We start from the raw sequence: 23,477 nt of genomic DNA on the forward strand, positions 1-23,477 counted from the left end.
GGCCGTGCAAGCGGGACGCAAGCGCATGCGCGCCCGTCGATTTGACCTCAACTTTTGTTGAGCTTCTACCGTTGCCGGTGACGGTCGAAAACCGTCGAACAAGCCCCCTACCAGCGAAGGTATCTGATGAACCTGGAGACCGCAGTGAGCGACCTACGCATAGCCGCCATCATCGGCAGCGTCCGCGACGGCCGATTCGGCGCCCGGATCGGTGCCTGGGTGCACGACCGGCTGACCGGCTCCGGCATCGACGTCGACCTCATCGATCTCGCCGAAGCGACCATCCCGCACACCATGGGCGCGCACGAGGACTTCACCACCCTCACCGAACGCATCGGCCGAGCCGACGCCCTGATCGTGATCACCCCCGAGTACAACCACAGTTATCCGGGACCGCTCAAAACCGCCATCGACATGCTCGGCGACGAATTGCGCGCGAAACCGGTCGGATTCGTCTCCTACGGCGGACTGTCCGGTGGCTTGCGCGCGGTGGAGGCGCTGCGCCCGGTATTGGCGGAACTGCACGCGGTGACCGTCCGGGAGACGGTCAGCCTGCACAATCCGTGGCAATCGGTCGCCGAATCGGCGGACGGCTACCCGGACGAAGCCGCGACCGACGCCCTGCACGTCATGGCGCGGCAGCTGCTCTGGTGGGCCGACGCGCTGCGCACGGCCCGGGAACGCGTGCCGTATCCCGCTTGATTGCCTGGTCGCCACCGTGTGGCTCACGGCCGCCGACGCCGCTGCCCGATGCCGCCGACGGACGGGCGATGGATCGCCCAACCACGGCCGCTGAGGTGCTGGCCGCGAGCCGCGACTATGGCTGATGCGCCGACTCCGACAGCAGGATCTCGCGCAGCTTGGTGCGATCCGGTTTGCCTGGACCGTGCAGCGGCAGCTCGTCGAGGACCGCCAGCTCTCTCGGCGCGGCGATCGGATCCAGTTCGCGGAGCACATGGTCGCGCAGTTCGTCGAGGGTCGGGGTGGCGCCGCGCACCGGCACCACCGCGACCGCGACGCGCTGGCCGAGTCGCTCGTCCGGCAGGCCGAGTACCACGCATTCGCTGATCGCCGGATGGGTGACCAGCACGGCCTCCACCACCTGCGGAATGACCAGCAGACCGCCGGTCATGATCGCCTCGTCGAGCCGTCCGCTGATGCTGAGCACGCCGTCGTCGAAGGTGCCCTCATCCTCGGTGCGGAACCAGCCGGGCTCGGCGAAGGCGGGGTGATCGGGCAGGCCGCGGTAGCCGGAGGCCAACATCGCGCCGCCGAGCAGCACCCGGCCGTCCTCGATCCGCACCTGGGCGCCATCCAACGGCACGCCGTCGTAGACGCAACCACCGCAGGTCTCGCTCATGCCGTAGGTGCGGACCACGTTGATACCGGCCGCCTTGGCGCGCTCGTACACCGGAATCGGCGTGGCCGCGCCGCCGACCAGGACCGCGTCCAACCGGGCCAGCGCCGCCGCGCCGGCCGGGGCGTCGAGTGCCTTGATCAGCTGGGTCGGCACCAGGGAGGTGTAGCGGCGCGGGCCCGGCATACTCGCGACAGCGCCCGCCAGCGCCTCCGGCAGGAAACCGCCGGACACATCGAGCACGGTCGGTTCGATTCCGGCCAGGATGCTGCGCAACAGCACCTGGATACCGGCGATGTGGTGGGTGGGCAGGGCGAGCAACCAGCTGCCCGGTCCGCCGAGCCGGTCGTGGGTGGCGTTGCCGCTGGCGCGCAGGGCGGCCGCGCTCAACATCGCGCCCTTGGGTACGCCGGTGGTGCCCGAGGTGGTGACCACCAGCGCGATATCGTCTTCGATCGGCTCACCCGGCGAGAGCGCACTGCTGAGCCTGCGCGCCTCGCGGCGGTCGCTGGTGGGGATCGGCAGCCATGCGGGACCGTTGCCCTCCAGCGCCTCGCGCAGATGCGGCAGGACATCGCCCATTCCCGAGCCGGTCGGCATCGGCAGGGTACGCAATGTGCTCACGACTCCACCTCGTAGGTGCGGGGTCCGGGCGAGCACGCGGTGGCACGCTCGCTCACGACCGCGCCTCGCTGATTCTCGGCTGGGTCGATCCCACCGGCGCTGTTACCGCGGACTGCTCGCTCACGACTCCGCCTCGCCGGGCGCTCGGCTCCGTCACGTGCGAAGTCGCTGTGCTGATGGTTCGCTCGCTGCCCTCGCTCACGAATATGGATCGTGTCATGCGTGCGTGCGTGGGTGTGGAACGGGTTGCCGTGACGGTGCGTACCGGCTGCGACCGCTATGGAAAAACAAGGCTCGGATTGGCCAAACATCGAAACTGCGATTCGTTCGTCGGATGTACGCGGGCTACGGTCACCCGGGCATCGACGGTCGGGCGGCCATCCGAGCGCTATCGTTCCCCTCGGTTGTCCGAATGGCAACTCGGCTCCCCGCCCGCGATCGCGGGCCGCGACCCCGTTCATTCCGGCTGCCTGCGGTTATCTCGGCGAATCGGATGATCGTCGGGCACCTCCACGAGCACGATCGCCACACCGTCGGGATCGCGCACCCACATCTCGATCAACCCCCACGGCTCCCGCACCGGCGCCCGCTCGATGGTGACCCCTTTCAGCGCCAGTTCCACCGCGGCGGCCGAGGCGTCACGCACCTGCATCCAGAGGGCTCCGCCGAAGTCGGACGGTCCGCTCGAGCCGCCGTGCCCGGAGATCTCGATCAGGGATTGCCCGGCGAAGAAGACCGTGCCACCCGGATACTCTCTGGCGATGGCGAGCCCGAGATCGTCGCGGTAGAAGGCGAGCGTCCGATCGTAATCGGCCGGTCGCAGCAGGATTCGGCTACTCAGGATGTCCATCCGTCTCCCTCGAGGTCGGGTCCGCGCCGTCGCGCCCGGAGCCGGGCGGTGGCAGATCAGAAATACCAGGGGTAGGGGCCCCAGTCGGGTGCGCGCTTCTCCAGGAAGGCATCGCGGCCCTCGACGGCCTCATCGGTCATGTACGCCATCCTGGTCGCCTCGCCCGCAAACAGTTGCTGGCCGACCAGGCCGTCGTCGGCCAGGTTGAACGCGTACTTCAGCATGCGCTGGGCCTGCGGTGACTTGCCGTTGATATCGGCCGCCCACTCCAGTGCGACGTCCTCCAGCTCGGCATGGTCGACGACCTTGTTCACCGCACCCATCTGATGCATTTCCTCGGCCGTATAGGGCCTGCCGAGGAAGAAGATCTCGCGCGCGAACTTCTGCCCGACCATCTTGGCCAGGTACGCGCTGCCGTAGCCGCCGTCGAAGCTGCCCACATCGGCATCGGTCTGCTTGAACCTGGCGTGCTCGCGGCTGGCGAGGGTGAGATCGCAGACCACGTGCAGGCTGTGTCCGCCACCGGCGGCCCAGCCGTTGACCAGCGCGATCACCACCTTGGGCATGAACCGGATCAGCCGCTGCACCTCGAGGATGTGCAGCCGCCCGGCCCGTGCGCGATCCACCGTATCGGCGGTTTCACCGCTGGCGTACTGGTATCCGCTGCGTCCGCGGATGCGCTGGTCGCCGCCGGAGCAGAAGGCCCAACCGCCGTCCTTCGGGCTCGGGCCGTTGCCGGTGAGCAGCACGGCGCCGACGTCGGAGGTCATCCTGGCGTGGTCGAGTGCCTGGTACAGCTCATCGACGGTATGCGGCCGGAAGGCGTTGCGCACCTCCGGCCGATCGAAGGCGATCCGGACGGTGCCCTGTTCGATATGCCGGTGGTAGGTGATGTCGGTCAGGTTCTCGAACCCGGGTACGGGCCGCCACAGCGTCGGAGTGAACGTCACGCCAGTGATTATGGCCCCGCGGTCACCGACTTCGGCCGCAGGTGTGAGCCGTCGGACTCCCGGTCCATGGGACGCATCGACTTGACGGTGTAAAAAATCGCGTTAGCGTGCAGGTATGAGTAAGCGAGTGGAACCGGTTATCGACGACCCGGCGGACGAGCGACACGATCGGAGGCGGCAGCCTGCGTCACCACGGAGAGAGCCGGGAGACCGCCGATCCGAAACAGCGGTCGACGAGTCTCGTTATGCGAAACACGGGGGGTTTCCCAAGATCACGCCCGCGCGGATCGGGGCGAACTTCGGCCCCTTCGTCGAGGCCATGCGTACCTTGCAGGATCTCGCCGTATCGGTCGACGCGCCGGACGAGGTCTACGGCGCCGCACTCGACCAGGCGCGCCGGATGATCGAACTGCTCGAGCCCTACCGCGCACCCGAACAGCAGGGGCCCGCCGGGCGCGCGGTCGAACTGCCGGGGCGCGGCAGCCTACTGCTGCTTCCATGGCACACCGTCGAGGCCGGACCGGACGGCATCGTGATGACGGGCGTCTTCCGCCGCTTCCATCTCGGCGGCAATGCCGCGGCGCACGGCGGGGTGCTGCCGCTGCTGTTCGACGATCTGCTCGGCATGATCGTGCACTACGCCGGACGGCCGATCAGTCGCACCGCCTACCTGCATGTCAACTACCGCAAGGTGACTCCGCTGGAGACCCCGCTGACCGTGCGCGGGCGAGTCGAACGAATCGAAGGTCGCAAAACGTTCATCACCGCGGAATTGGCCGATGAGCAGGGCGCGGTGCTCGCCGATTGTGAAGGGCTGATGGTGCAGTTGCTGCCCTGGCAGCCATAGCCCACGCAAGGCCGCGGACGGTGCGTATAGTTGCGGCTGCTCGTCCATCGAAATAACGATCCGGAGGACCCTGAAAGTGGTTGCAGCACTGTCTGAATCCCTGCTCGACGAGGCCAAGCGCCCCGCCTTCCTCGCTGACGCCGTCCAGGTGCTTGACGCCGAGGTCTCGGACAAGGGTGGTGCGTCCGGCCTGGCTGTGAAGGGTGGATACGCGGCGGTCAAGAAGATCAGCCCGTCCATCGTGCCCGACGCGCTGGAGTCGCTGGCGCCCAAGCTGCTCGCGCAGCTCGAGCCGTACTGGCAGGAGTACACCGCTGCCGGTTCGGGTAGCTTCGCCGACCTGCTCGTGGCCAAGTCCGACGAGGTCGCCGAGGCGTTGCTCGTGGTGACCGACGAGCGGGCCGAAGGCTCCACCCGGCCCGCCATCAAGAAGGTCTACTCCTCGATGCGTTCCTCGGCCAAGAAGAACGTCATCGAGGCGCTGCCGCGCGTCGGCGACCTGGTGCAGCGGCACGCGGGCTGATTCGCCCTGGTACCGCCGCGGATCTCGCGGCGGTACCGCACGCCGTGTCTCGCGGCGTCAGTGATGTCTGTGGCCTCCGGCTCGTCGTATCGGCCGGAGTGCCGCCGAATTCGTCTGTCGGCGGTGGACTTCCGGGCCGGATCAGCTCGGTGCGGCCTTGCCGAACCGCCAGTAGCCCGTGAAGGTGATGTCGGCCTTGGGGATTCCCCGGTCGTTCACCAGATGCCTGCGCACTCCCGAGGCGAGCGCCTGCTCACCCGCGATGAATCCGTACACGCCGGTGCCCGGCACCTCGGCCTCGCGGACCGTGGCGGCCGCCAACTCGCCGATCTTGGCCGCCTCATCGGTGCGCGGCAGCCAATGCACCTGAACCCCTTCGGGTCCGTCGAGTTCCTGGATGTCATCGGCATGCGGAATCTCGATATAGGCCGCGCCACGCAGATCCCGCGGCGCCGACCGCAGCACACCGGCGATGGCGGGTAGTGCGCTCTCGTCGCCGACCAGCAGCGACCAGTTGGCGTGCTCCGGCGCCTGATACATCACGCCTTCGTCGAACAGGCCGATCGTGGTGCCGAGGCTGACATTGTTGGCCCACGCCGAGGCCGGACTGTCGTCGCCGTGCGATACGAAATCGATATCGATCTCGGCGTGCTCGCCGAACTCACCCGCACCGACGGGCCGGAATTCACGCACCGTGTAGTTGCGCACCAGCGGCCGGGTGTCCTTGCTCATCATCAGATACTGCGCGTACCAGAGGTTGTTGGCGGCCGTCGGCAGGCGAAGTTCGCTCTGCTGCGGGCGGCGCAGGAACAGCCGGAACCACTGGTCGTAGCCCATCGAGGTGAAGTCGGCGAGGTCGGCGCCGCCGACGGTCACCCGGACGAAATGCGGGCTCACCCGTTTGCTCGCCACGACCTCGGCGGTGCAGATCCGCCGTTCCTCGGGCTTGAGGTATTTGGTGCGCTTGGCCATGCGGCTTAGGTTAGCAAAGCCTAAATTGCCTCGGGTGTGAGCAGGCTGACGCACCGCGGTGGTATCTGGTCTGAGAGTCTGGAGACGTGAACCCGTCAACAGCACAGGCCCAGGTCGTCGTCGACGAGCTGGCGCGCGGGGGCGTGCGAGATGTCGTGCTGTGTCCCGGCTCGCGCAACGCACCGCTGGCCTTCGCGCTACAGGCCGCGGATACCGCGGGCCGGCTGCGGTTGCATATGCGCATCGATGAGCGCACCGCCGGATTCCTCGCGATCGGACTCGCCATCGCCTCCGGCTGTCCGGTGCCCGTCGTCATGACCTCCGGCACCGCCGTGGCGAATCTCGGACCGGCCGTGCTCGAGGCCAATTACGCGCGGGTTCCGCTCATCGTGCTCAGCGCCAACCGGCCCTACGAGATGCTGGGCACCGGCGCCAATCAGACTGTCGAACAGCTGGGCCTGTTCGGCAGCCAGGTGCGCGCGACGATCAGTCTCGGACTGGCCGAAACCGACGACTCGAATGGCGGGTACGACCAGCACAACAGCGTCTGGCGCTCGGCGGTCTGCCGGGTGCTCGCTGCCGCGCGCGGTACCCGATCCGGCAATGCCGGGCCGGTGCATTTCGATATCCCGCTGCGCGAACCGCTGGTTCCCGATCTCGCACAGGGGGAATCGCTGCCGCAGGGGCGCGCCGACGGCAGCGCCTGGACCGCGACCCGCTACGCCACCCTCGATGTGCCGCTCGATATCGACCTGACCCCGGACACCGTCGTCATCTCCGGCCACGGCGCCGGGCTGCGTCCCGAACTGGCCCAGCTGCCGACCGTCGCCGAACCGACCGCGCCCATGCACGGCCCGGCCCTGCATCCCCTGGCTCTGCCGCTGCTGAAACCGCGGCAGGCCATCATCACCGGGCGGCCCACCTTGCATCGGCAGGTGTCGAAGGTGCTGGCCGATCCGGACGTCACGGTGTTCGCGCTGACCACCGGGCCGCGCTGGCCCGATGTGTCCGGCAATGTCGTCGGCACCGGCACCCGTGCGGTCACCACCGGGCAGCCGCGTCCGGAGTGGCTGGCGCACTGTCGCGATCTCGATGCCAAGGCGGGCGAGGTGGTGCGCGAGGAACTGGCGTGTCATCCGAAGCCCACCGGACTGCATGTGGCCGCCGTGGTGATGGACGCGTTGCGCGAGGGCGATCAGCTGCTGCTGGGCGCTTCCAATCCGGTGCGTGACGCGGCGCTGGTCTCGGCGCCCCGTCCGGGCGTGCGGGTGCTGTCCAACCGCGGCGTCGCCGGTATCGACGGCACCGTCTCCACCGCGGTCGGCGCCGCATTGCATCATCCCGGCCGCACCATCGCCCTGATCGGTGACCTGACCTTCCTGCACGACGCCGCCGGCCTGTTGATCGGGCGCGGCGAGCCACGGCCGGCCGATCTGACCATCGTCGTCGCCAATGACGACGGCGGCGGCATCTTCGAACTGCTCGAACAGGGCGACCCGCAGTACGCGGGTGTGTTCGAGCGGGTCTTCGGTACCCCGCACGGCATGGATCTGGCGGCCTTGTGCGCGGCATACCGCATACCGCATCAGCAGGTCACGCCCGAGAAGCTGGCTGTCGAGCTGGGCGGGAACGCGCACGGCATCCGGGTGCTCGAGGTGGTGACCGAGCGGTCGAGCCTGCGGGAGCTGCATGCCACAGTGCGAGGCAAGATCCAAGGCTGACCGGTTCGATCGTGACCGCCGCCGGGGAGGCTGGCGGTGCCGACCCAGGGCGATCGGTCCGCCGGAGCCAGCGTCGAGCGCGATCGCTCTCGCGTCGGTGTGCTCAGGCTGGAGTTTCGCTCTCCTCGTCGTATTCGTCGTCCAGCGGTACCGGAATCGACTGTTCCACCAGATCGGCCGGGTCGGCGTTCCAGTTGTCGCGGGTGCGGAGTTCCTCGGGGGCGGTCTCGTCCTCGGGTTCGACCTGGAGCGACTGCTCGGCCAGATCGGCCGGATCGGCGGCCGGGACCGGGTCGGGGGTGCTCGGGATCATCGTGGGCTCCTCTCCGCGTATGCCCCGCGCGGTGCCGCGTCGGGGCGGACAACAGTCCAACGCTGTCGAGCATGCTCCGGTTACCGCGATCCGGCAACCGCCCCGATATCCGGCGGTTTCGCGCGGTGCGATGAATCCGGGCGTGTGGCGTCGTCTCAACAACCGGACGCCCATCCTCGCCCCAGGAGACACGATGACACCGGAGTTCGATTTCGCACCGGCCGCAGCCGCCCTCGCCACCGTCGTCGCCGGTATCGCCGACGCACAGCTGTCCGCCCCCACCCCGTGCGCCGACACCACGGTGGGCGATCTGCTGGCCCATGTGGTGGATCTGACCGAAGCCTTCCGGCAGGCCGCGACCAAGGAAGCCGTCGGCAGTTCGGCGGCACCGACGACCGGGCCGGAGAATCCGCTCGTCGCGGACTGGCGGGTGCGCATTCCCCGGCAGCTCGACGCGCTGGTCGAGGGCTGGCGGGTGGATTCGGCCTGGGACGGCGACACCGAAGCGGGCGGGGTGAGCATGCCCGCCGCCGTCATGGCCCGAGTGGCGCTGGACGAGCTGGTGATCCACGCCTGGGATCTGGCCCGCGCCACCGGCCAGGACCTTACGGTCGCCGACGCCGATATCGACATCCTGCTCGAATTCCTGCGCGAAACCCCGGCCGAGGGAACGCCCGGATTGTTCGGCCCGGTGGTCTTGGTGTCGGGCGATGCCCCGCGCCTGGACCGGCTGCTGGCGCTGACCGGACGTACGGCGAACTGGACGGCCCCGGCGGATTCGACGGTCTGAGGCGCTATCGGGCCGCACAATTCCTGTCGGTAGTGCATGTGTCCGTGGCAGCGTCGGGCCGCCGAGGTTCTCGCCCGATCGGGTAGTGCCCCGGAGTTGTGTGCGCGGACTTGCCGTCGTCGGCACCCCACCAGATAGCGAACGGGCCGCCGGTACGCTGGCGGCGATATGCTGACCCTTCTTCTCGCGCTCGCCGGGTTCGCATTCATCGATTCGCTCGACCTGCTGCTCGTCGGCGTCACCACCGCGATCGTGCTCGACAGCAGGCTCGGGCGGCGTTCCCCGGTGGCCGGTGGGATCAGTTTCATCGCCGGAGTATTCGCGGTGACCACGACCTTCGGGCTGCTCGCTGTACTCGGGATCAATTTCCTCACCGGCCTGGTGAGCTTCCAGCTGACGCCGACCATCCGGGCCTGGGGTGAGCTGGCGATCGGTCTCACGCTGATCGCCGTCGCCTGCCTGCCCGCCGGCGCCCGCGCCGAACCGCCCGCCTGGGCGACGACGTTCCGGCGAAAACCCTGGCTGTTCGGGATCGTCGGCGTCGCGATCGGACTCGCGCAGGCGCCGACCGCCATCCCGTATCTGGCCGGGCTGGCGATGATCTCGGCCCGCGATCCGCTGCCGACGCTGTGGCCGCTGATCATCGTCGCCTATTGCGCGCTCGCCCTGCTGCCGCCACTGCTCGTTCTGATCCTCGGCACCCGCCGCACACCGACCGCGCAGCGCGTCTACCGGAAGGTGGTGCGGACTCTCACCCGATACGGACCCACTTCGGTCCGCGTCGTTTTCATCGTTCTCGGCATCGCATTGCTGGTCGATGCTGGCATCCACTACGGGGAGCTGTGGTGAGCCGGGCGGGTAACCAAGGCAACACAGACGCGGAGACCGGCGGCTCGTCGACGCCCATTAGTGTCGATGGCGTGGCGAAAACACACTCGGTCCGGGCCTCGCTGGACAAGCAGCCCAATGAGGTCGCGGCGATGTTCGACGAGGTCGCGCAGAAGTACGACTCCACCAACATCCTGATCTCCGGCGGGCAGGACTGGTACTGGCGGCGCGAGACGCGCAAGGCGATCGCGCCCCGTCCCGGCGAGCGGGTGCTCGATCTGGCCGCGGGCACCGGGGTGTCCACGGCGGAGTTCAGCAAGTCGGGTGCGTGGTGTGTGGCGGCCGACTTCTCGCAGGGCATGCTGGCGGCGGGCCGGTTCCGTGACCTCCCCATGGTGGCCGGTGACGCGATGGCGCTACCGTTCGCCGACGACTCCTTCGACGCGGTCACCATCTCCTACGGCCTGCGCAATGTGGCCGACCCGGATCTGGCGTTGCTGGAGATGCTGCGCGTCACCAAACCGGGCGGGCGCTTGGTGATCTGCGAATTCTCCACGCCGGTGGTGCGTGCCTTCCGCGGTGTCTACGTCCTGTACCTGACCAAGGTTCTGCCGCAGATCGCACGCCTGGTCAGCAGCAATCCCGAGGCCTACGCCTACCTCGCCGAGTCCATTCCGGACTGGTCGAATCAGCGGCAGCTCGCGCTGCGCATCGCCGACGCCGGATGGTCCGGTGTGAAATGGCGCAATCTGAGTTTGGGTGCGGTCGCCTTGCATCGCGCTTACAAACTGGGGTGAGGGAGACCTGGCTCACTGCTCACAGCCGAGGATTTCGGCGGTGAGCGGAAACGTCATCTGCCGATAACATCGGGCAAACCTGCCGAAACCGGGCCCCGCAATGATCGGTGGTATGTCCGATGCGGCGACCAACCGGCAGCCGGGCACGACCAGAACGGCGTGCTCGTACTGCGGTGTCGGCTGCGGTATCACCGTCGAGACCGGACGCGATGCTTCTGGTGCGACGGTGATCGCCAAGGTCAGCGGCGACAAACTGCATCCGACCAACGCGGGCCGACTGTGCACCAAGGGCGCCACGCACGCCGACCTCATGCACGCCGACGGCCGGATGCGCACCGCTTATCGCCGCGACGGCCGGGACGAGACGCCCGAACCCATCGAGGTGGACGCCGCCGTCACCGAGGCCGCCAACCGGCTACGCGCCATCCTCGATGAACACGGCCCCGACGCCATCGCCCTCTACGTCTCCGGGCAGATGTCACTGGAAGCGCAGTACCTGGCCACCAAACTGGCCAAGGGCTATCTGCGCACCGTGCACATCGAGGCCAATTCACGACTGTGCATGGCCAGCGCGGGCACCGGATACAAACAGTCGCTCGGCGCGGACGGACCGCCCGGCTCCTACGATGATATCGATCACGCCGACCTGTTCTTCGTCATCGGCGCGAATATGGCCGACTGCCATCCCATCCTGTTCCTGCGGATGGCCGACCGCCTGAAATCGGGCGCGAAGCTGATCGTGGTGGATCCGCGGCGCACCGATACCGCCACGCGCGCCGATCTGTTCCTCCAGATCGCACCGGGTACCGATCTGGCATTGCTGAACGGCCTGCTGCATCTGCTCGTCGAAGCGGGCGATATCGACGCCGAGTTCATTGCCGAGCACACCGAGGGCTGGGCGGCCATGCCGGAATTCCTCGCCGACTACACCGCCGACCGGGTCGCGCAGATCACCGGCCTGGCCGAGGACGATATCCGCACCGCGGCCCGCTGGATCGGCGAAGCGGGCGAGTGGATGAGCCTGTGGACGATGGGCCTCAACCAGTCCACCCACGGCACCTGGAATACCAATGCCCTGATCAACCTGCATCTGGCCACCGGCGCGATCTGCCGTCGTGGCAGCGGGCCGTTCTCGCTGACCGGGCAGCCGAACGCCATGGGCGGCAGGGAGATGGGCTATATGGGCCCCGGTCTGCCCGGACAGCGCAGTGTGCTGTCCGAGGCCGACCGGAACTTCGTGGAAACGGCGTGGGGTGTGGAACCCGGCACCCTCCGCGCGGAATCGGGACCGGGCACCATCGAGATGTTCCGGCGGCTGTCCACCGGCGATATCAAGGCCGCCTGGATCATCTGCACCAATCCCGTGGCCACCGTCGCCAATCGGAAGACGGTCATCGCGGGGCTGGAGGCGGCCGAGCTGGTGATCACCCAGGACGCCTACACCGAGACCGCCACCAACGCCTACGCCGATCTGCTGTTGCCCGCCACCCTGTGGGCCGAGGCCGACGCGGTGATGGTGAACTCCGAACGCAACGTCACCCTGCTGCGGAGTTCGGTGGAACCGGCGGGTGAGGCACGCCCGGATTGGCAGCTCATCGCGCAGGTAGCCACCGCGATGGGTTTCCCCGGCTTCGATTTCGGCTCCAGCGCGGAAGTTTTCGCCGAGCTGCGCGGGTTCGCCAATCCGGCGACCGGTTACGACCTGAGCGGCATGAGCTACGAACGGCTGAGCGAAGGGCCTATGCAGTGGCCGTGCCCCGACCCCGAGCAGCGCCGCAATCCGATCCGCTACCGCAACGACGGGGTGAGTCAGACCGCGTTCGTCGACCCCGACGGACACCGTCCGCGCCTGGCGTTCCCCACGCCGAGCAGACGCGCGGTGTTCTGGCCGCGTCCGCATCTGCTGCCCGACGAGATGCCGGACGACGACTATCCGTTCCTGCTCAATACCGGCCGCCTACAACATCAGTGGCATTCGATGACCAAGACCGGCCGGATCGACAAGCTCAACAAGCTCACCGGCGAGCCCTTCGTCGAGATCCACCCCGACGATGCCCGCGCGCTCGGCCTCGCCCCCGACGATCAGCTCGAGATCACCTCGCGCCGCGGCCGGGCCGTGCTGCCAGCGCGGATCAGCGACCGGGTGCGTCCAGGCGACTGTTTCGCACCTTTCCATTGGAACGACGAACAGGGTGAGTATCTGACCATCAATGCCGTCACCAACGACGCCGTCGACGCCGATTCCCTGCAACCGGAGTTCAAAGCGTGTGCGGTCGCCCTGCGCCGGGTCGCTCCGGTCGCGCGGCCGAGTCGGGAAACGCCGATCGCGCAGCCCACATCGGCACTGACGAGTGGCGCCCACCCGCTGGCCGCGATGCTCGGCCTCGACGCACCCGCCACGCCGACCCTGAGCGAGACCGAACGGATCTACCTCGGCGGTTATCTGGCCGCCCTGCAATCCCTTCCGGTCACCGGTCAGCCGGTGCTGCCCGCGTCGGCGCCGCTGTCGTCGCAGAGCAGGTTGTGGGTCGACGGGATGCTCGCTGGCATGTACTCGCGTGGCGTCGCCGGTACTTCGGCGCCGAGCGCCGAGCCCGCGGCCGAACCGCGAACGGTGACCGTTCTGTGGGCATCGCAGACCGGCAATGCCGAGGAGTTCGCGGCGCTGGCGGCGCAACGGCTGACCGAATCCGGGTTCGACCCGCGGCTGCTCGATATGGATTCCTGCGAACTGGGCGCGCTGACCGGTGATGTGCTGGTGATCACCAGCACCTTCGGCGACGGGGGACCGCCGGACAACGGCACCGACTTCTGGACCCGCCTCGACGACAGCGCCGCCCGGTTCACCGGAATGCGCTACGCGGTGTTTGCGCTCGGCGATTCGTCCTATGACGATTTCTGCGGGCACGGCCGCAAACTGGACGAGAAGTTCGCCGAACGCGGTGCCGCCCGGCTGCTGCCGCGCGTGGACTGTGAACCCGATTTCGCCGAGACCGGCGAGGCATGGCTGGATGAGGTGCTGGTGGCGCTCGGTGGGTCCGAAACCGATCCGTCGGGCGGATCATCGGGTGGCGGCCCCGCCGATTCGGTCGGGCTACCGACGCCCACCGGGTCTGGTGGCGCCGCCACCGCCGTGCTCGATCGCACCACGACCGCCCCTGCGCCGCAGCCCACCCGGCGCGTGCCAGCACCGTTCAGCCGCAATGCCCCGCTGCGCGCGCCGCTGGTGCGCAATGAGGTGTTGACCACCGCGGACTCCTCGAAAGAGGTGCGCCGCTTCGGTTTCGACCTGAGCGGTCTCGACGCGTCCTACGAAGTCGGTGATTCGCTGGGCGTGTGGTCGGCGAACTGTCCGGCACTGGTCCAGGAATGGCTCGACGCGACCGGTTTGGACGGCCGCTGGAACGTCGAGGTGGATTCGGCCGAACTGCCGCTGGCCGAGGCGCTGCGCACCCACTACGACATCACCAAGATCTCCCACGATCTGCTGGAATTCGTCGCCGAACGCAATCCGGACAAGCGGCTGGCCAAACTGCTGCGCCGCGATAATCGCAATGAGCTGGCCGGGTACCTGTGGGATCGCCAGGCCGTTGACGTACTGCGCGATTTCCCGGTGCGCGCTGATCTGGTCGAATGGCTCGGTGCGTTGAAAAAGCTACAGCCTCGCCAGTATTCGATTTCGTCGAGTCCGCTGGTCAGCCCGGATGAGGTGGAGTTGACCGTCGGCGTGGTGCGCTACGGCGATCCCGCCGCCACGGGTTCGGCGGCTCGGCGCGGCGGGGTCTGCTCGACCTTCCTCGCCGACCGCGCCGACGCCGGACAGGTGCCGATCTTCTTGCAGCGCGCCCCGCATTTCCGGCCGCCGCTCGACCCGAGCGTGCCCATGATCATGGTCGGCCCCGGCACCGGTATCGCACCGTTTCGCGGGTTCCTGCACGAGCGGCGCGCCCTCGGCGCCACCGGACGCAACTGGCTGTTCTTCGGCGATCAGCATGCCGCGCAGAACTTCTACTACCGCGCCGAACTCGAAGACATGTTCCGCACCGGACATCTGTCCCGCCTCGATCTGGCATTCTCCCGCGATCAGCGCGAACGGATCTACGTGCAGCACCGGATGATCGAGCACGGCGCCGAACTGTGGTCCTGGCTGCGCGAGGGCGCCCACTTCTACGTCTGCGGCGACGCCGCCCGGATGGCAAAGGACGTCGACGACACCCTGCTCAAGATCGCCCGAATCCACGGCAAACTCGATGAGGATGCCGCCCTCGCCTTCAAGAAGCAACTCGTCACCGAGAAGCGCTACGTCCGCGACGTCTACTGACGAGCCCGAGCGACGAGTGGCACCCGGCTGCGGTGCCTACTCACACAACGCCGCAGCCAAGTGCCACTCACGCGGTGCCTCGCGCTGGTGAGTGGTAGTACTGGCGAGGGGGTCTGCTCGCGCGGTGCCTCGGCCATGCGTACTCGCAGTTCCCCTGGCGAGAGAAGCCGTTCCAGGGCTGCGCTCTCGGCGGTTCAGACCGCCGGTGGGTTGAGGCGGGTGAAGTCGGGGAGGCGGTAGTACGGGTAGTAGGGGTAGGGCGGGGTGAGGGCGCTGGCCTTGTCGAGGCGGGCGATCTGGTCGGCGGAAAGTTGCCAGCCGATGGCGCCGAGATTCTGGCGCAGTTGCTCCTCGTTGCGGGCGCCGACGATGACGGTGGCGACGGTGGGACGGTTGAGCAGCCAGTTCAACGCGATCTGCGGGACGGTCTTGCCGGTCTCGGCGGCGATCTCGTCGAGGACGTCGACCACGTCGTAGAGGAGTTCGTCGTTCACCGGCGGTCCGGCTGCCGCGGTCTGATGCAGGCGGCTGCCTTCCGGCAGTGGTTGTCCGCGCCGGATCTTGCCGGTCAGCCTGCCCCAGCCGAGCGGGCTCCACACCACCGCGCCGACGCCCTCCGCGCGGCCGAGTGGCATCAGTTCCCATTCGTAGTCCCGGCCGACCAGTGAGTAGTAGACCTGGTGGGCGACATAGCGGGTCAGGCCGTTGCGGTCCGCGGCGGCCAGCGATTTCATCAGCTGCCAGCCCGCGAAGTTCGATGCGCCCAGGTAGCGGATCTTGCCCGCACGCACCAGATCGTCGAGTGCGCGCACCACCTCGTCGATCGGGGTGTGCGCATCGAAGGCGTGCAGTTGGAACAGGTCGATGTGATCGACGCCGAGCCGCCGCAGGGAGGCCTCGACGGCGCCGATCAGCCGGGCGCGACCCGAGCCCGCGTCGAAGGGGCCGGGGCCGGTGGGCAGGCTCGCCTTGGTGGACAGCAGCAGCTGATCGCGCCGTCCACGGATGGCCGCGCCGAGGACCTCCTCGGACGCTCCGTCGGAATACACATCGGCCGTGTCGAACATGGTGACGCCCGCGTCGAGGCTGATATCGACCATGCGCCGCGCCTGCGCCGCATCGGTGTCACCCCAGGCGCTGAACAGTTCGCCGCGTCCGCCGAAAGTGCCCGCACCGAAGCTCAACGCCGGGACGAGCAGGCCCGAGGCACCCAACCGCCGGTACTCCATTTTGACTCCTAAAGGGTCTATAGTTCCGTTAACGACTCAGAACGTACACCCTTTCGGTCATAAATGAAACTGGAGTCCCGTTATGACGCAAGATTCGACCGTTCCGGGGTCGGTTCGCCCAGGTGGGCGCACCGCTCGCGTCCGCACGGCCGTACTGGACGCCGCCGGTGATCTGCTCGCCGAGCACGGCTTCGCGCACCTGGATCTGTCCGAGGTCGCCGCGCGCGCCGAGGTCGGCAAGACCACGGTCTACCGGCGCTGGCGCACCCCCACCGGACTCATCGCCGACCTCTTGACCGATATGGCCGAACAATCACTGCCCCGCGCGGACACCGGCGCACTGCTCGGTGATCTCACCGCCAACGCCCGCCTGGTCGCGAAGACGCTCACCGATCCACGCCAAGGGCGCCTGTTCCGGGCCGTCATCGCCGCGGCCACCTGCGACGACACCACCGCGGCCGCCCTGCGCCGCTTCTACGACATCCGGCTGACCGAATGGTCGCCGTGTATCACCGACGCCATCGCCCGCGGCGAGGCCCCACCCGGCACCGATCCCCGCGCGGTTCTCACCGCCGTGTCCGGCCCGCTGTACTACCGGCTGCTCGCCAGCGGTGACCCGATCGATGACTTCGCCGCCCGCACCGCGGCGGAATCGGCGGCCGAGGCGGCCGCGCGAGGGGTCTATGTGACAGCCGCCGACGAGGTTGTCTAACCGTCGGCGCCGACGAACCCGCACGTTGCGATCCCTGCCGTGACGATCCCTGCCGTGACGAACCGTGTCGTGGCAACCGTGTCGTAGCGAACCGTGTCGTGGCGAACCGTGCCGCAGAGATCGTGTCGTAGCGATCCCTGTCGTAGCGAATCGTGTTGTGGCGAACCGTGTTGTAGCAATCCGTGCAATCCGTATCGAGTGCGGAACTCGGATTCATCGACCCACGGCTACGGTATCGGTGGAGACGAGCCGAGCAGCCCATCTCCACCGATACCGTCGTCGGTTTACCCGGCATCGGCGTGCGATCTACGCGGCATCGGCGTGCCGAACGGTGACATTGCCGAGCGCGCTGCGCGCGAACACCCGCACGGTGTCCACCGGCTCCGGCCCGACCACAGCCAGTGTGTTCCGCACATTCCCGGTGGTGGCGTCGGTCTCCAGATGCACCGCGCTGCCGGGGTGGATACCGATCTCCAGCTCGCCGACGGACGTCTCCAACCGGATGTCGCCGCGGACTGCGGCCCCGATGCGGATATCGCCCTTGGAGGTCTTCGCGGTCACCGATCCCTGCGGACGCTCGACGGTGATATCGCCGAGCGCCACCGTGAGATCGCAGGGGCCGAGAGCGCCCGCGCCACGCACCTGGCCGACGCCGGTGTTGCTCGTCAGCTCGGAGCCGGTCGGCACCTCGATGGTCACCGTGATCGCCGGGTTGCCACCGAACGGGGTGTGGGTGCGCCAGGTCTTCGCCATGATCACCCGCAGTGTGCCGTCGGTGAATTCGACCCTGGTCTGCTCGGCGGCGCGGACGTCGGCCTTCTTGGACTCGTCGGCGGGGCGGACCACCACCACGGTGTCGGTGCGATCGGAGGCGGTGACGGTGAGGTCGGCGGCCAGGACATCGACGGTGACGGCGATCGGCTGCGGGGTCTGGAAGGTGTACATGGTGTCTCCTCGAGTTCGTCGGTGCGGCTCCCGCGCCCTGTGTGGCGCGGTCGCTGTTTCGTTGATGGGACTACTGTCGCCGGCGCCGCTGATACGGACCTGACACCGACCTGATGCTCGGTCTGATACCGGCCTTTCCCATCGTCGGAGGACGATCTCGCGCCCTCCCGTGCAGAATGAGCCGGTGCAGATCGGGATCCTTGGGCCGCTGGAAGTTCGAACCGAGAGCGGTGGCTCGATAGAGATACCGGGAGCACGGTTGCGGGCGCTGTTGATCGCGCTGGCCCTCGAACCCGGCCGCGCGGTGTCGAAGTCGAAGCTGGTCGACTGGATCTGGGGGGAGCAGCCGCCCGCCGACGCGGCGAACGCGTTGCAGGCGCTGGTCTCCCGGTTGCGCCGGGTCCTACCCGAGGGCTGCCTCGATGTGCAGGCCGGCGGGTACCGGCTCGCCGTGCAACCGAATGCCGTCGACGCGGTGCGGTTCGATCAGCTGCTGGAATCGGCGCGGGGCGGCGATGACGCGCATCAGGCCCGGCTGCTGCGCGAGGCCATCGACCTGTGGCGCGGTGCGCCGATGCGCGATCTCGGGGACAGCACCGACGTCGCCGCGGTGATCACCCGGTTCGACGGGCTGCACCTGGCCGCGACAGAAGATCTGTACGAGGCGGAGATCCGGCTCGGCCGCGGGGCGGAACTCGTCGCCGAACTGACCGATCTGCTCGCCCAGCACCCGCTGCGGGAACGGCTCGCGGCCGCGCTCATGCGCGCGCTCGGTGCGGCGGGCCGTGGCCCCGAAGCCTTGACGGTCTACCAGCGCACGCGGGAGGCACTCGCCGACGAACTGGGCGTCGACCCGTCACCGGAGCTGTCGGCACTGCATGTCGCGCTGTTGCGTGGGGAGATCGGGGCGCGACCCGAGGAACGCACCACCAACCTGCGCGCCGAGCTGACCAGCTTCGTCGGCAAGAGCACCGATATCGCCGTGGTACGTGAACTGCTCGCCGCGCATCGGCTCGTCACCGTGACCGGACCGGGCGGATCGGGCAAGACCAGGCTGGCCGTCGAGACCGCGCGGACGATGCTCGGCGATCTCCCCGACGGCGCCTGGCTGGTCGAACTGGCCGGTGCCGATGGCAGCGGCGATCTGGCACAGGCGGCGCTGTCCGCCTTCGGGCTCCGTGACGCGCTGCTCGGCGGCGCCCCGAACGCCGAACCGGCCGATCGGCTGATCGCGGCGATCCGCGACCGCCAGACGCTGCTGATCCTGGACAACTGCGAACATGTGATCGAGGCGGCGGCGGCCTTCGCGCATCGGGTGCTCGGCGAGTGCACACAGCTGCGGATCCTCGCGACGAGCCGGGAACCGCTCGGTATCACCGGTGAAGCGTTGTGGCCGGTTGCCCCGCTCGCCCTGCCCCACACCGCCGCCGACGCCGATGCGATCGACTCCTCCCCGGCCGTCGCCCTGCTGCGGGATCGGGCGAGTGCGGTCCGCAAGGATCTGGGCACCGACGCGGCCACACTGGCGACCATGGCCCGGATCTGCCGGGCCCTCGACGGAATTCCGTTGGAGATCGAACTCGCCGCGGCCCGATTGCGCACCATGTCCGTCGATCAGCTCGCCGACCGGCTCGACGACCGGTTCCGGCTGCTCACCGGTGGCAGCCGCACCGCGATCCCGCAGCATCGGACCCTGCGCGCGGTGGTCGACTGGAGCTGGGAACTGCTCAGCGACGACGAACGGCTGGTGCTGCGCCGGCTCGCGGTATTCGCCGGCGGCGCGAGTCTGGAAGCGGCCGAACAGGTCTGCGCGGACTCCGGTGTGGTCGAGCAGTGGCAGGTACTCGAGCTGCTGACCGCGCTGACCGAGAAATCACTGCTCCAGGTCATCGAAGACGGCAACCCACGCTTCCGCATGCTGGAGACGATCAAGCAATACGCCGCCGAACGGCTCGTCGAGTCCGGCGACGAGGATGCCGCGCGTCGCGCGCATCTGGCGTATTTCACCGGGCTCGCCGCCGCCGCCGAACCGCATCTGCGTCGCGCCGAGCAGTTGGAGTGGCTCGCCGTCCTCGACGCCGAACACCACAACATCACCGCGGCGATGCGCGGTGCGCTCGCCCGCGGCGAGGCCGACGGCGCGATGCGGCTCGCCGCGGCCGCTGGCTGGTACTGGTGGCTGGGCGGGCACAAGGGCCTGGGCACCGAGTTCGTCATCGCGGCGGCCGAGCTACCCGGCGAGGTCGACGACGAGACCAAGGCACTCGTGTACGGGCTGGTCGTACATTTCGTCATCTCGGGCCGCAATGACGAACAGCATGTCGCGGATTGGATCCACAAGGCCTGTGCGGCCGGGCGTGAGGTGGACGGCAGCCATCCCGTCCTGCGGCTCGCCGGTGCGCTGGAACGCATGCTCGGTCGACCGGACGAATATCTGCCCGCCTTCGAAGCGGTGCTGCCCGATTCCGATCCCTGGGTGCGGGCGCTGGCCCGGCTCCAGCTCGGCAAGATGCGCACCCTGCTCGGCCATGCCGGATCGGAGCCGGACGAATACCTCGCGCAGGCGCTCACCGAGTTCCGCGCCCTCGGCGAACGATGGGGTATGTCGTTCGCGCTGACCGAACTGGCGAACCGGATCGCGATGCGCGGCGAATTCGACCGCGCCATCGCACTGTTCGACGAGGCGATCGCGGTGGTCACCGAAATCGGCGCGATCGAGGATGTGGTCGCCATGCGCGCACGGCAGGCACAGCTGTACCGGTTGCTCGGCCGGGACGAGGACAGCGCCGCCGCGCTGGCCGAAGCGCAACGGCGCGCCGATCACACCGGCTGGCCCGCGGCACTGGCCGAGGTCGCCATGGTGCGCGCGGATCTGGCGCGGTGCGGTGGCGATACCGCGTTGGCCCTCCAACAGGTCGAACTCGCGCGGACGGTGCTCGGTAGCGATGCCGAGCAGCCCAGTCTCAGCGCGATGACGCATGTACTGCTCGGCGGCCTGACCGAGGATCTCGCCGTGGCGGCGACACACTACGACACGGCCTTCCAGGCGGCGTCGACCGCGGGATACGCGCCCCTGGTCGCCGACGTCCTGGTCGGCATCGCCGATCTGGCGGTGCGCGCCGAACAGTACGAGCAGGCCGCACGGCTGCTCGGTGCGAGTACCGCGGTGCGCGGTCTGCCCGATCGTTCCCATCCGGATGCGGCGGGCATCGAGCAGAAAGCACGACATCGCCTCGGTGACCAGGGGTTCACCGAGGCGATGCGGGAGGGTGCGGAGGCGGACCGGGCCGAGCTGGTCGCGGTCACGCTCGCTTCGTGAAGGTGGCACGCGACCACAGGTAGCCGACTACGGCGAACCCGACGCACCAGGCCAGCGCCGCCGCGGTGTACCCGGCCGAGGGCTGCCCGTTCAGGAAACCGCGCACGGATTCGATGATCGGGGTGAAGGGCTGGTACTCCGCGAACTGGCGGACACCGGGGCCCATCTTGTCGGCGGGCACGATCGCGCTGCTCACGAAGGGCAGCATCATCAGCGGCACCAACGACATGCCAGCGGCTTCCGCGGTCTTGGCGGCCATACCGAGGGCGACGGTGAGCCAGGAGGCGGCGAACGAGGCGGCCAACAGGACACCGAGCGCGCCGAGCCACTGCACCGCGGTCGCGGGGGAGCGGAAACCGAGTGCGACTCCGACGCCGACAACGGAGACGATGGCGACCACATTGGTCACGATGCAGGCCGCCACATGGCCGGTGAGCACCGCGCCACGCGACACATCCATGACCTTGAACCGGTTGATCACACCGGTGGTCATATCGGAGCTGACCGCGACCGCGGTACCCGAGAGCCCGTAGCTGATGGCGAGCATCAGCATGCCCGGCAGGGCGTAGTCGATGTAGTTCTCGCCGACGTCGAATGCGTCACCGAAGACGTAGACGAAGATCAGCATCGCCATCACGGGCATCAGCGCCGCATTGAACAGTGCGATGGGCGAGCGGGTGATGTGGGTGAAGTTGCGGCGCAACATCACCGACGAGTCGTACATTGCGGCCGACAGCCGATTGGATGCGGACTGGGTGATCGGTGCGGTGGTGGTGCTCATCGTGCTTCGGCCTCCGTGGTGGCGTGCCCGGTCAGGGCAAGGAAAACGTCGTCGAGATCGGGGGTGTGGATGGAGACCTGTTCGGCCTCGATCGCATGGTCGGCGAGCCGGTCGAGCAGGGCCCGCAGGGTGGTCGAGCTGCCGTCGCCGGGGACATTCAGGGCGAGCGGGTCGTCGTCGGTGGCGACGGCGTCGGGCAGGATCTGCGCCGCCGTCGCCAATTCGGTGGCGGCGGTGAAGCGCAGCCGGATGTGGCTGCCCGGCACGCGGCGCTTGAGTTCGTCGGCGGTGCCTTCGGCGACGATGTGGCCGTGGTCGAGGACCGCGATCCGATCGGCCAGCTGGTCGGCTTCCTCGAGGTACTGGGTGGTGAGGAAGATCGTCACGCCGTCGGCGGTCAGCTCCCGCACGATTTCCCACATGGTGCGCCGGCTGCGCGGATCGAGGCCGGTGGTCGGCTCGTCGAGGAAGACGATCTGCGGCTTGGTCACGAGGGTCATCGCCAGATCCAGCTTCCGGCGCATACCACCGGAGTAGCTGGCCGCCGGTGTGCGCGCCGATTCGATCAGGTCGAATCGCTCGAGCAGTTCGGCGATCACCCGCTTGCCGTCATTGCCGCGCAGCCGGTGCAGATCCGCCATCAGGCGCAGGTTCTCCTCGCCGGTCAGCAGACCGTCCACCGCCGCGAACTGGCCGGTGACCCCGATGGCCTTGCGCACCGCCTTGGTCTCGGTGGCGAGATCGTGACCGGCCACCCGTGCCGTGCCACCATCGGCCTTCAGCAGGGTGGTCAGGACGTTGACCGTCGTCGTCTTACCCGCGCCGTTCGGACCGAGCAGGGCGAAGATCGAGCCCGCACCGACAGTGAGGTCGACGCCGTCGAGGACTGTCTTGTCTCCGTAATTCTTCCGCAGCCCGGAGGCGGCGATTGCTGTGCTGTTCATGGCAACTACCGTCGCCGGTGCGACTGATACCGGGCTGACACCGCCCTGACACCCGCGCTGACAGCGCCGGGGCATTTGCCGTGCCAGCGATGTGTCAGTCCGGCGTCAGGTCGCCGTCAGCGGCGGCGGCGACCGTTCTTCTCGTGAACAGCACCGCATTCGCCGCCCCGTCCGCCGGTCCCGTCCGGGTATCGATGCCGCGCACGGAAGCGTTCCGGCGCGCCGGTGTGCGGCAATTTCTGCTCGGCGATCACGCTTTTGCGCAGTTGCTGCGCTTCGCCCTGGTCGGCGGCGCCAGCAATATCGCCTACCTGCTGCTGTTTCTCGCCTGCGCCGGATGCGGCCCGCTGGTCGCCAATGTCGTCGGCTCGATCGTGAGCACGATGATCGCGAACGAACTGCACCGCAGGCTCACCTTCCGCGCGACCGGCCGGGTCGGCTGGTTCACCGCGCAGTGGGAAGGCGGCGGACTGGCGTTGATCGGGCTCGCGGTCAGCACCGCAACCCTGGCCGGTCTGGAGTTCATGGCGCCCGGACTCGGCGAGATCACCAGGGCGGGTGCGGTGCTCGCGGTCATGGCGGCGGTCGGCGGCCTGCGTTTCCTGGCCCTGCGCGGCCTGTTCTGAAGCACCGATGAGCACCCGCCCGACGTGG

At 68.5% G+C, this 23,477-nt stretch carries 20 protein-coding genes; 11 read left to right on the forward strand and 9 right to left on the reverse strand.

Going from position 1 to position 23,477, the window contains the following annotated elements; all coding sequences use genetic code 11:
* Positions 1 to 126: 126 nt before the first annotated feature.
* Positions 127 to 702 (forward strand): NADPH-dependent FMN reductase, encoded by a 576-nt coding sequence (locus QH168_RS09685; RefSeq protein WP_280234186.1) that lies wholly within the window; start codon positions 127 to 129, stop codon positions 700 to 702.
* Positions 703 to 817: 115 nt separating this feature from the next.
* Here the strand turns inward: QH168_RS09685 and menE are convergent, their stop codons facing one another.
* The 3 genes from menE to QH168_RS09700 form a co-directional block, all read right to left on the reverse strand.
* Positions 818 to 1,981, reverse strand: a complete 1,164-nt coding sequence (menE, locus tag QH168_RS09690; RefSeq protein WP_280234187.1) for an o-succinylbenzoate--CoA ligase — start codon at positions 1,979 to 1,981, stop codon at positions 818 to 820.
* 457 nt (positions 1,982 to 2,438) lie between these two features.
* Entirely contained in the window at positions 2,439 to 2,831 is a 393-nt protein-coding gene (locus QH168_RS09695) for a VOC family protein (RefSeq protein WP_280234188.1), read from the reverse strand.
* 56 nt (positions 2,832 to 2,887) lie between these two features.
* Positions 2,888 to 3,781: a 1,4-dihydroxy-2-naphthoyl-CoA synthase gene (locus QH168_RS09700; protein WP_280234189.1), complete on the reverse strand. Its 894-nt coding sequence runs from the start codon at positions 3,779 to 3,781 to the stop codon at positions 2,888 to 2,890.
* A gap of 115 nt (positions 3,782 to 3,896) precedes the next feature.
* Between QH168_RS09700 and QH168_RS09705 the strand changes: the two genes are divergently transcribed.
* Together QH168_RS09705 and QH168_RS09710 are read left to right on the forward strand one after the other, a co-directional pair.
* The gene (locus QH168_RS09705) at positions 3,897 to 4,628 is read left to right on the forward strand and encodes a PaaI family thioesterase (RefSeq protein WP_432421066.1); all 732 of its coding nucleotides are present in this window, start codon (positions 3,897 to 3,899) and stop codon (positions 4,626 to 4,628) included.
* Between the two features lie 76 nt (positions 4,629 to 4,704).
* Positions 4,705 to 5,151 (forward strand): DUF6918 family protein, encoded by a 447-nt coding sequence (locus QH168_RS09710; protein ID WP_280234190.1) that lies wholly within the window; start codon positions 4,705 to 4,707, stop codon positions 5,149 to 5,151.
* A 141-nt stretch (positions 5,152 to 5,292) separates the two neighbouring features.
* On the opposite strand, the gene QH168_RS09715 is transcribed toward QH168_RS09710, so the two are convergent.
* The gene (locus QH168_RS09715; protein WP_280234191.1) at positions 5,293 to 6,123 is read right to left on the reverse strand and encodes a siderophore-interacting protein; all 831 of its coding nucleotides are present in this window, start codon (positions 6,121 to 6,123) and stop codon (positions 5,293 to 5,295) included.
* 86 nt (positions 6,124 to 6,209) lie between these two features.
* Here QH168_RS09715 and menD point away from each other — a divergent pair, with 86 nt between their 5' ends.
* The gene (gene menD, locus QH168_RS09720; RefSeq protein ID WP_280234192.1) at positions 6,210 to 7,844 is read left to right on the forward strand and encodes a 2-succinyl-5-enolpyruvyl-6-hydroxy-3-cyclohexene-1-carboxylic-acid synthase; all 1,635 of its coding nucleotides are present in this window, start codon (positions 6,210 to 6,212) and stop codon (positions 7,842 to 7,844) included.
* A gap of 103 nt (positions 7,845 to 7,947) precedes the next feature.
* Here menD and QH168_RS09725 read toward each other — a convergent pair whose 3' ends face one another.
* A complete protein-coding gene (locus QH168_RS09725) occupies positions 7,948 to 8,157 on the reverse strand; it encodes a hypothetical protein (RefSeq protein ID WP_280234193.1) in 210 nt (69 codons plus the stop codon).
* 193 nt (positions 8,158 to 8,350) lie between these two features.
* Here QH168_RS09725 and QH168_RS09730 point away from each other — a divergent pair, with 193 nt between their 5' ends.
* The 4 genes from QH168_RS09730 (at position 8,351) to QH168_RS09745 (ending at position 14,893) form a co-directional block, all read left to right on the forward strand.
* Positions 8,351 to 8,947 (forward strand): TIGR03086 family metal-binding protein, encoded by a 597-nt coding sequence (locus QH168_RS09730; RefSeq protein ID WP_280234194.1) that lies wholly within the window; start codon positions 8,351 to 8,353, stop codon positions 8,945 to 8,947.
* A 168-nt stretch (positions 8,948 to 9,115) separates the two neighbouring features.
* Positions 9,116 to 9,796 (forward strand): GAP family protein, encoded by a 681-nt coding sequence (locus QH168_RS09735; protein WP_280234195.1) that lies wholly within the window; start codon positions 9,116 to 9,118, stop codon positions 9,794 to 9,796.
* Positions 9,797 to 9,867: 71 nt separating this feature from the next.
* On the forward strand, positions 9,868 to 10,572 hold the full coding sequence (locus QH168_RS09740; RefSeq protein ID WP_280234196.1) for a demethylmenaquinone methyltransferase: 705 nt from the start codon (positions 9,868 to 9,870) through the stop codon (positions 10,570 to 10,572).
* 112 nt (positions 10,573 to 10,684) lie between these two features.
* On the forward strand, positions 10,685 to 14,893 hold the full coding sequence (locus QH168_RS09745; protein ID WP_432421067.1) for a molybdopterin-dependent oxidoreductase: 4,209 nt from the start codon (positions 10,685 to 10,687) through the stop codon (positions 14,891 to 14,893).
* A gap of 194 nt (positions 14,894 to 15,087) precedes the next feature.
* Here QH168_RS09745 and QH168_RS09750 read toward each other — a convergent pair whose 3' ends face one another.
* Complete coding sequence (locus QH168_RS09750) at positions 15,088 to 16,122, reverse strand: aldo/keto reductase (protein ID WP_280234198.1); 1,035 nt, start codon at positions 16,120 to 16,122, stop codon at positions 15,088 to 15,090.
* A gap of 82 nt (positions 16,123 to 16,204) precedes the next feature.
* Between QH168_RS09750 and QH168_RS09755 the strand changes: the two genes are divergently transcribed.
* Entirely contained in the window at positions 16,205 to 16,834 is a 630-nt protein-coding gene (locus tag QH168_RS09755) for a TetR/AcrR family transcriptional regulator (RefSeq protein WP_280234199.1), read from the forward strand.
* Between the two features lie 306 nt (positions 16,835 to 17,140).
* Here the strand turns inward: QH168_RS09755 and QH168_RS09760 are convergent, their stop codons facing one another.
* On the reverse strand, positions 17,141 to 17,779 hold the full coding sequence (locus QH168_RS09760; RefSeq protein ID WP_280234200.1) for a hypothetical protein: 639 nt from the start codon (positions 17,777 to 17,779) through the stop codon (positions 17,141 to 17,143).
* A gap of 259 nt (positions 17,780 to 18,038) precedes the next feature.
* Here QH168_RS09760 and QH168_RS09765 point away from each other — a divergent pair, with 259 nt between their 5' ends.
* A complete protein-coding gene (locus QH168_RS09765) occupies positions 18,039 to 21,098 on the forward strand; it encodes a BTAD domain-containing putative transcriptional regulator (protein WP_280234201.1) in 3,060 nt (1,019 codons plus the stop codon).
* On the opposite strand, the gene QH168_RS09770 is transcribed toward QH168_RS09765, so the two are convergent.
* Both QH168_RS09770 and QH168_RS09775 read right to left on the reverse strand, forming a co-directional pair.
* Positions 21,082 to 21,879 (reverse strand): ABC transporter permease, encoded by a 798-nt coding sequence (locus QH168_RS09770; protein ID WP_280234202.1) that lies wholly within the window; start codon positions 21,877 to 21,879, stop codon positions 21,082 to 21,084. The two genes, QH168_RS09765 and QH168_RS09770, sit on opposite strands and share 17 nt — an antisense overlap.
* Positions 21,876 to 22,823, reverse strand: a complete 948-nt coding sequence (locus QH168_RS09775; RefSeq protein ID WP_280234203.1) for an ATP-binding cassette domain-containing protein — start codon at positions 22,821 to 22,823, stop codon at positions 21,876 to 21,878. The genes QH168_RS09770 and QH168_RS09775 overlap by 4 nt, the downstream gene beginning before the upstream one ends.
* Before the next feature lie 194 nt (positions 22,824 to 23,017).
* Here QH168_RS09775 and QH168_RS09780 point away from each other — a divergent pair, with 194 nt between their 5' ends.
* On the forward strand, positions 23,018 to 23,449 hold the full coding sequence (locus tag QH168_RS09780) for a GtrA family protein (protein ID WP_280234281.1): 432 nt from the start codon (positions 23,018 to 23,020) through the stop codon (positions 23,447 to 23,449).
* Positions 23,450 to 23,477 lie beyond the last annotated feature (28 nt).

The organism is Nocardia cyriacigeorgica, assembly GCF_029868385.1.
In the GTDB taxonomy this organism is placed as follows: Bacteria; Actinomycetota; Actinomycetes; order Mycobacteriales; family Mycobacteriaceae; genus Nocardia; species Nocardia cyriacigeorgica_F.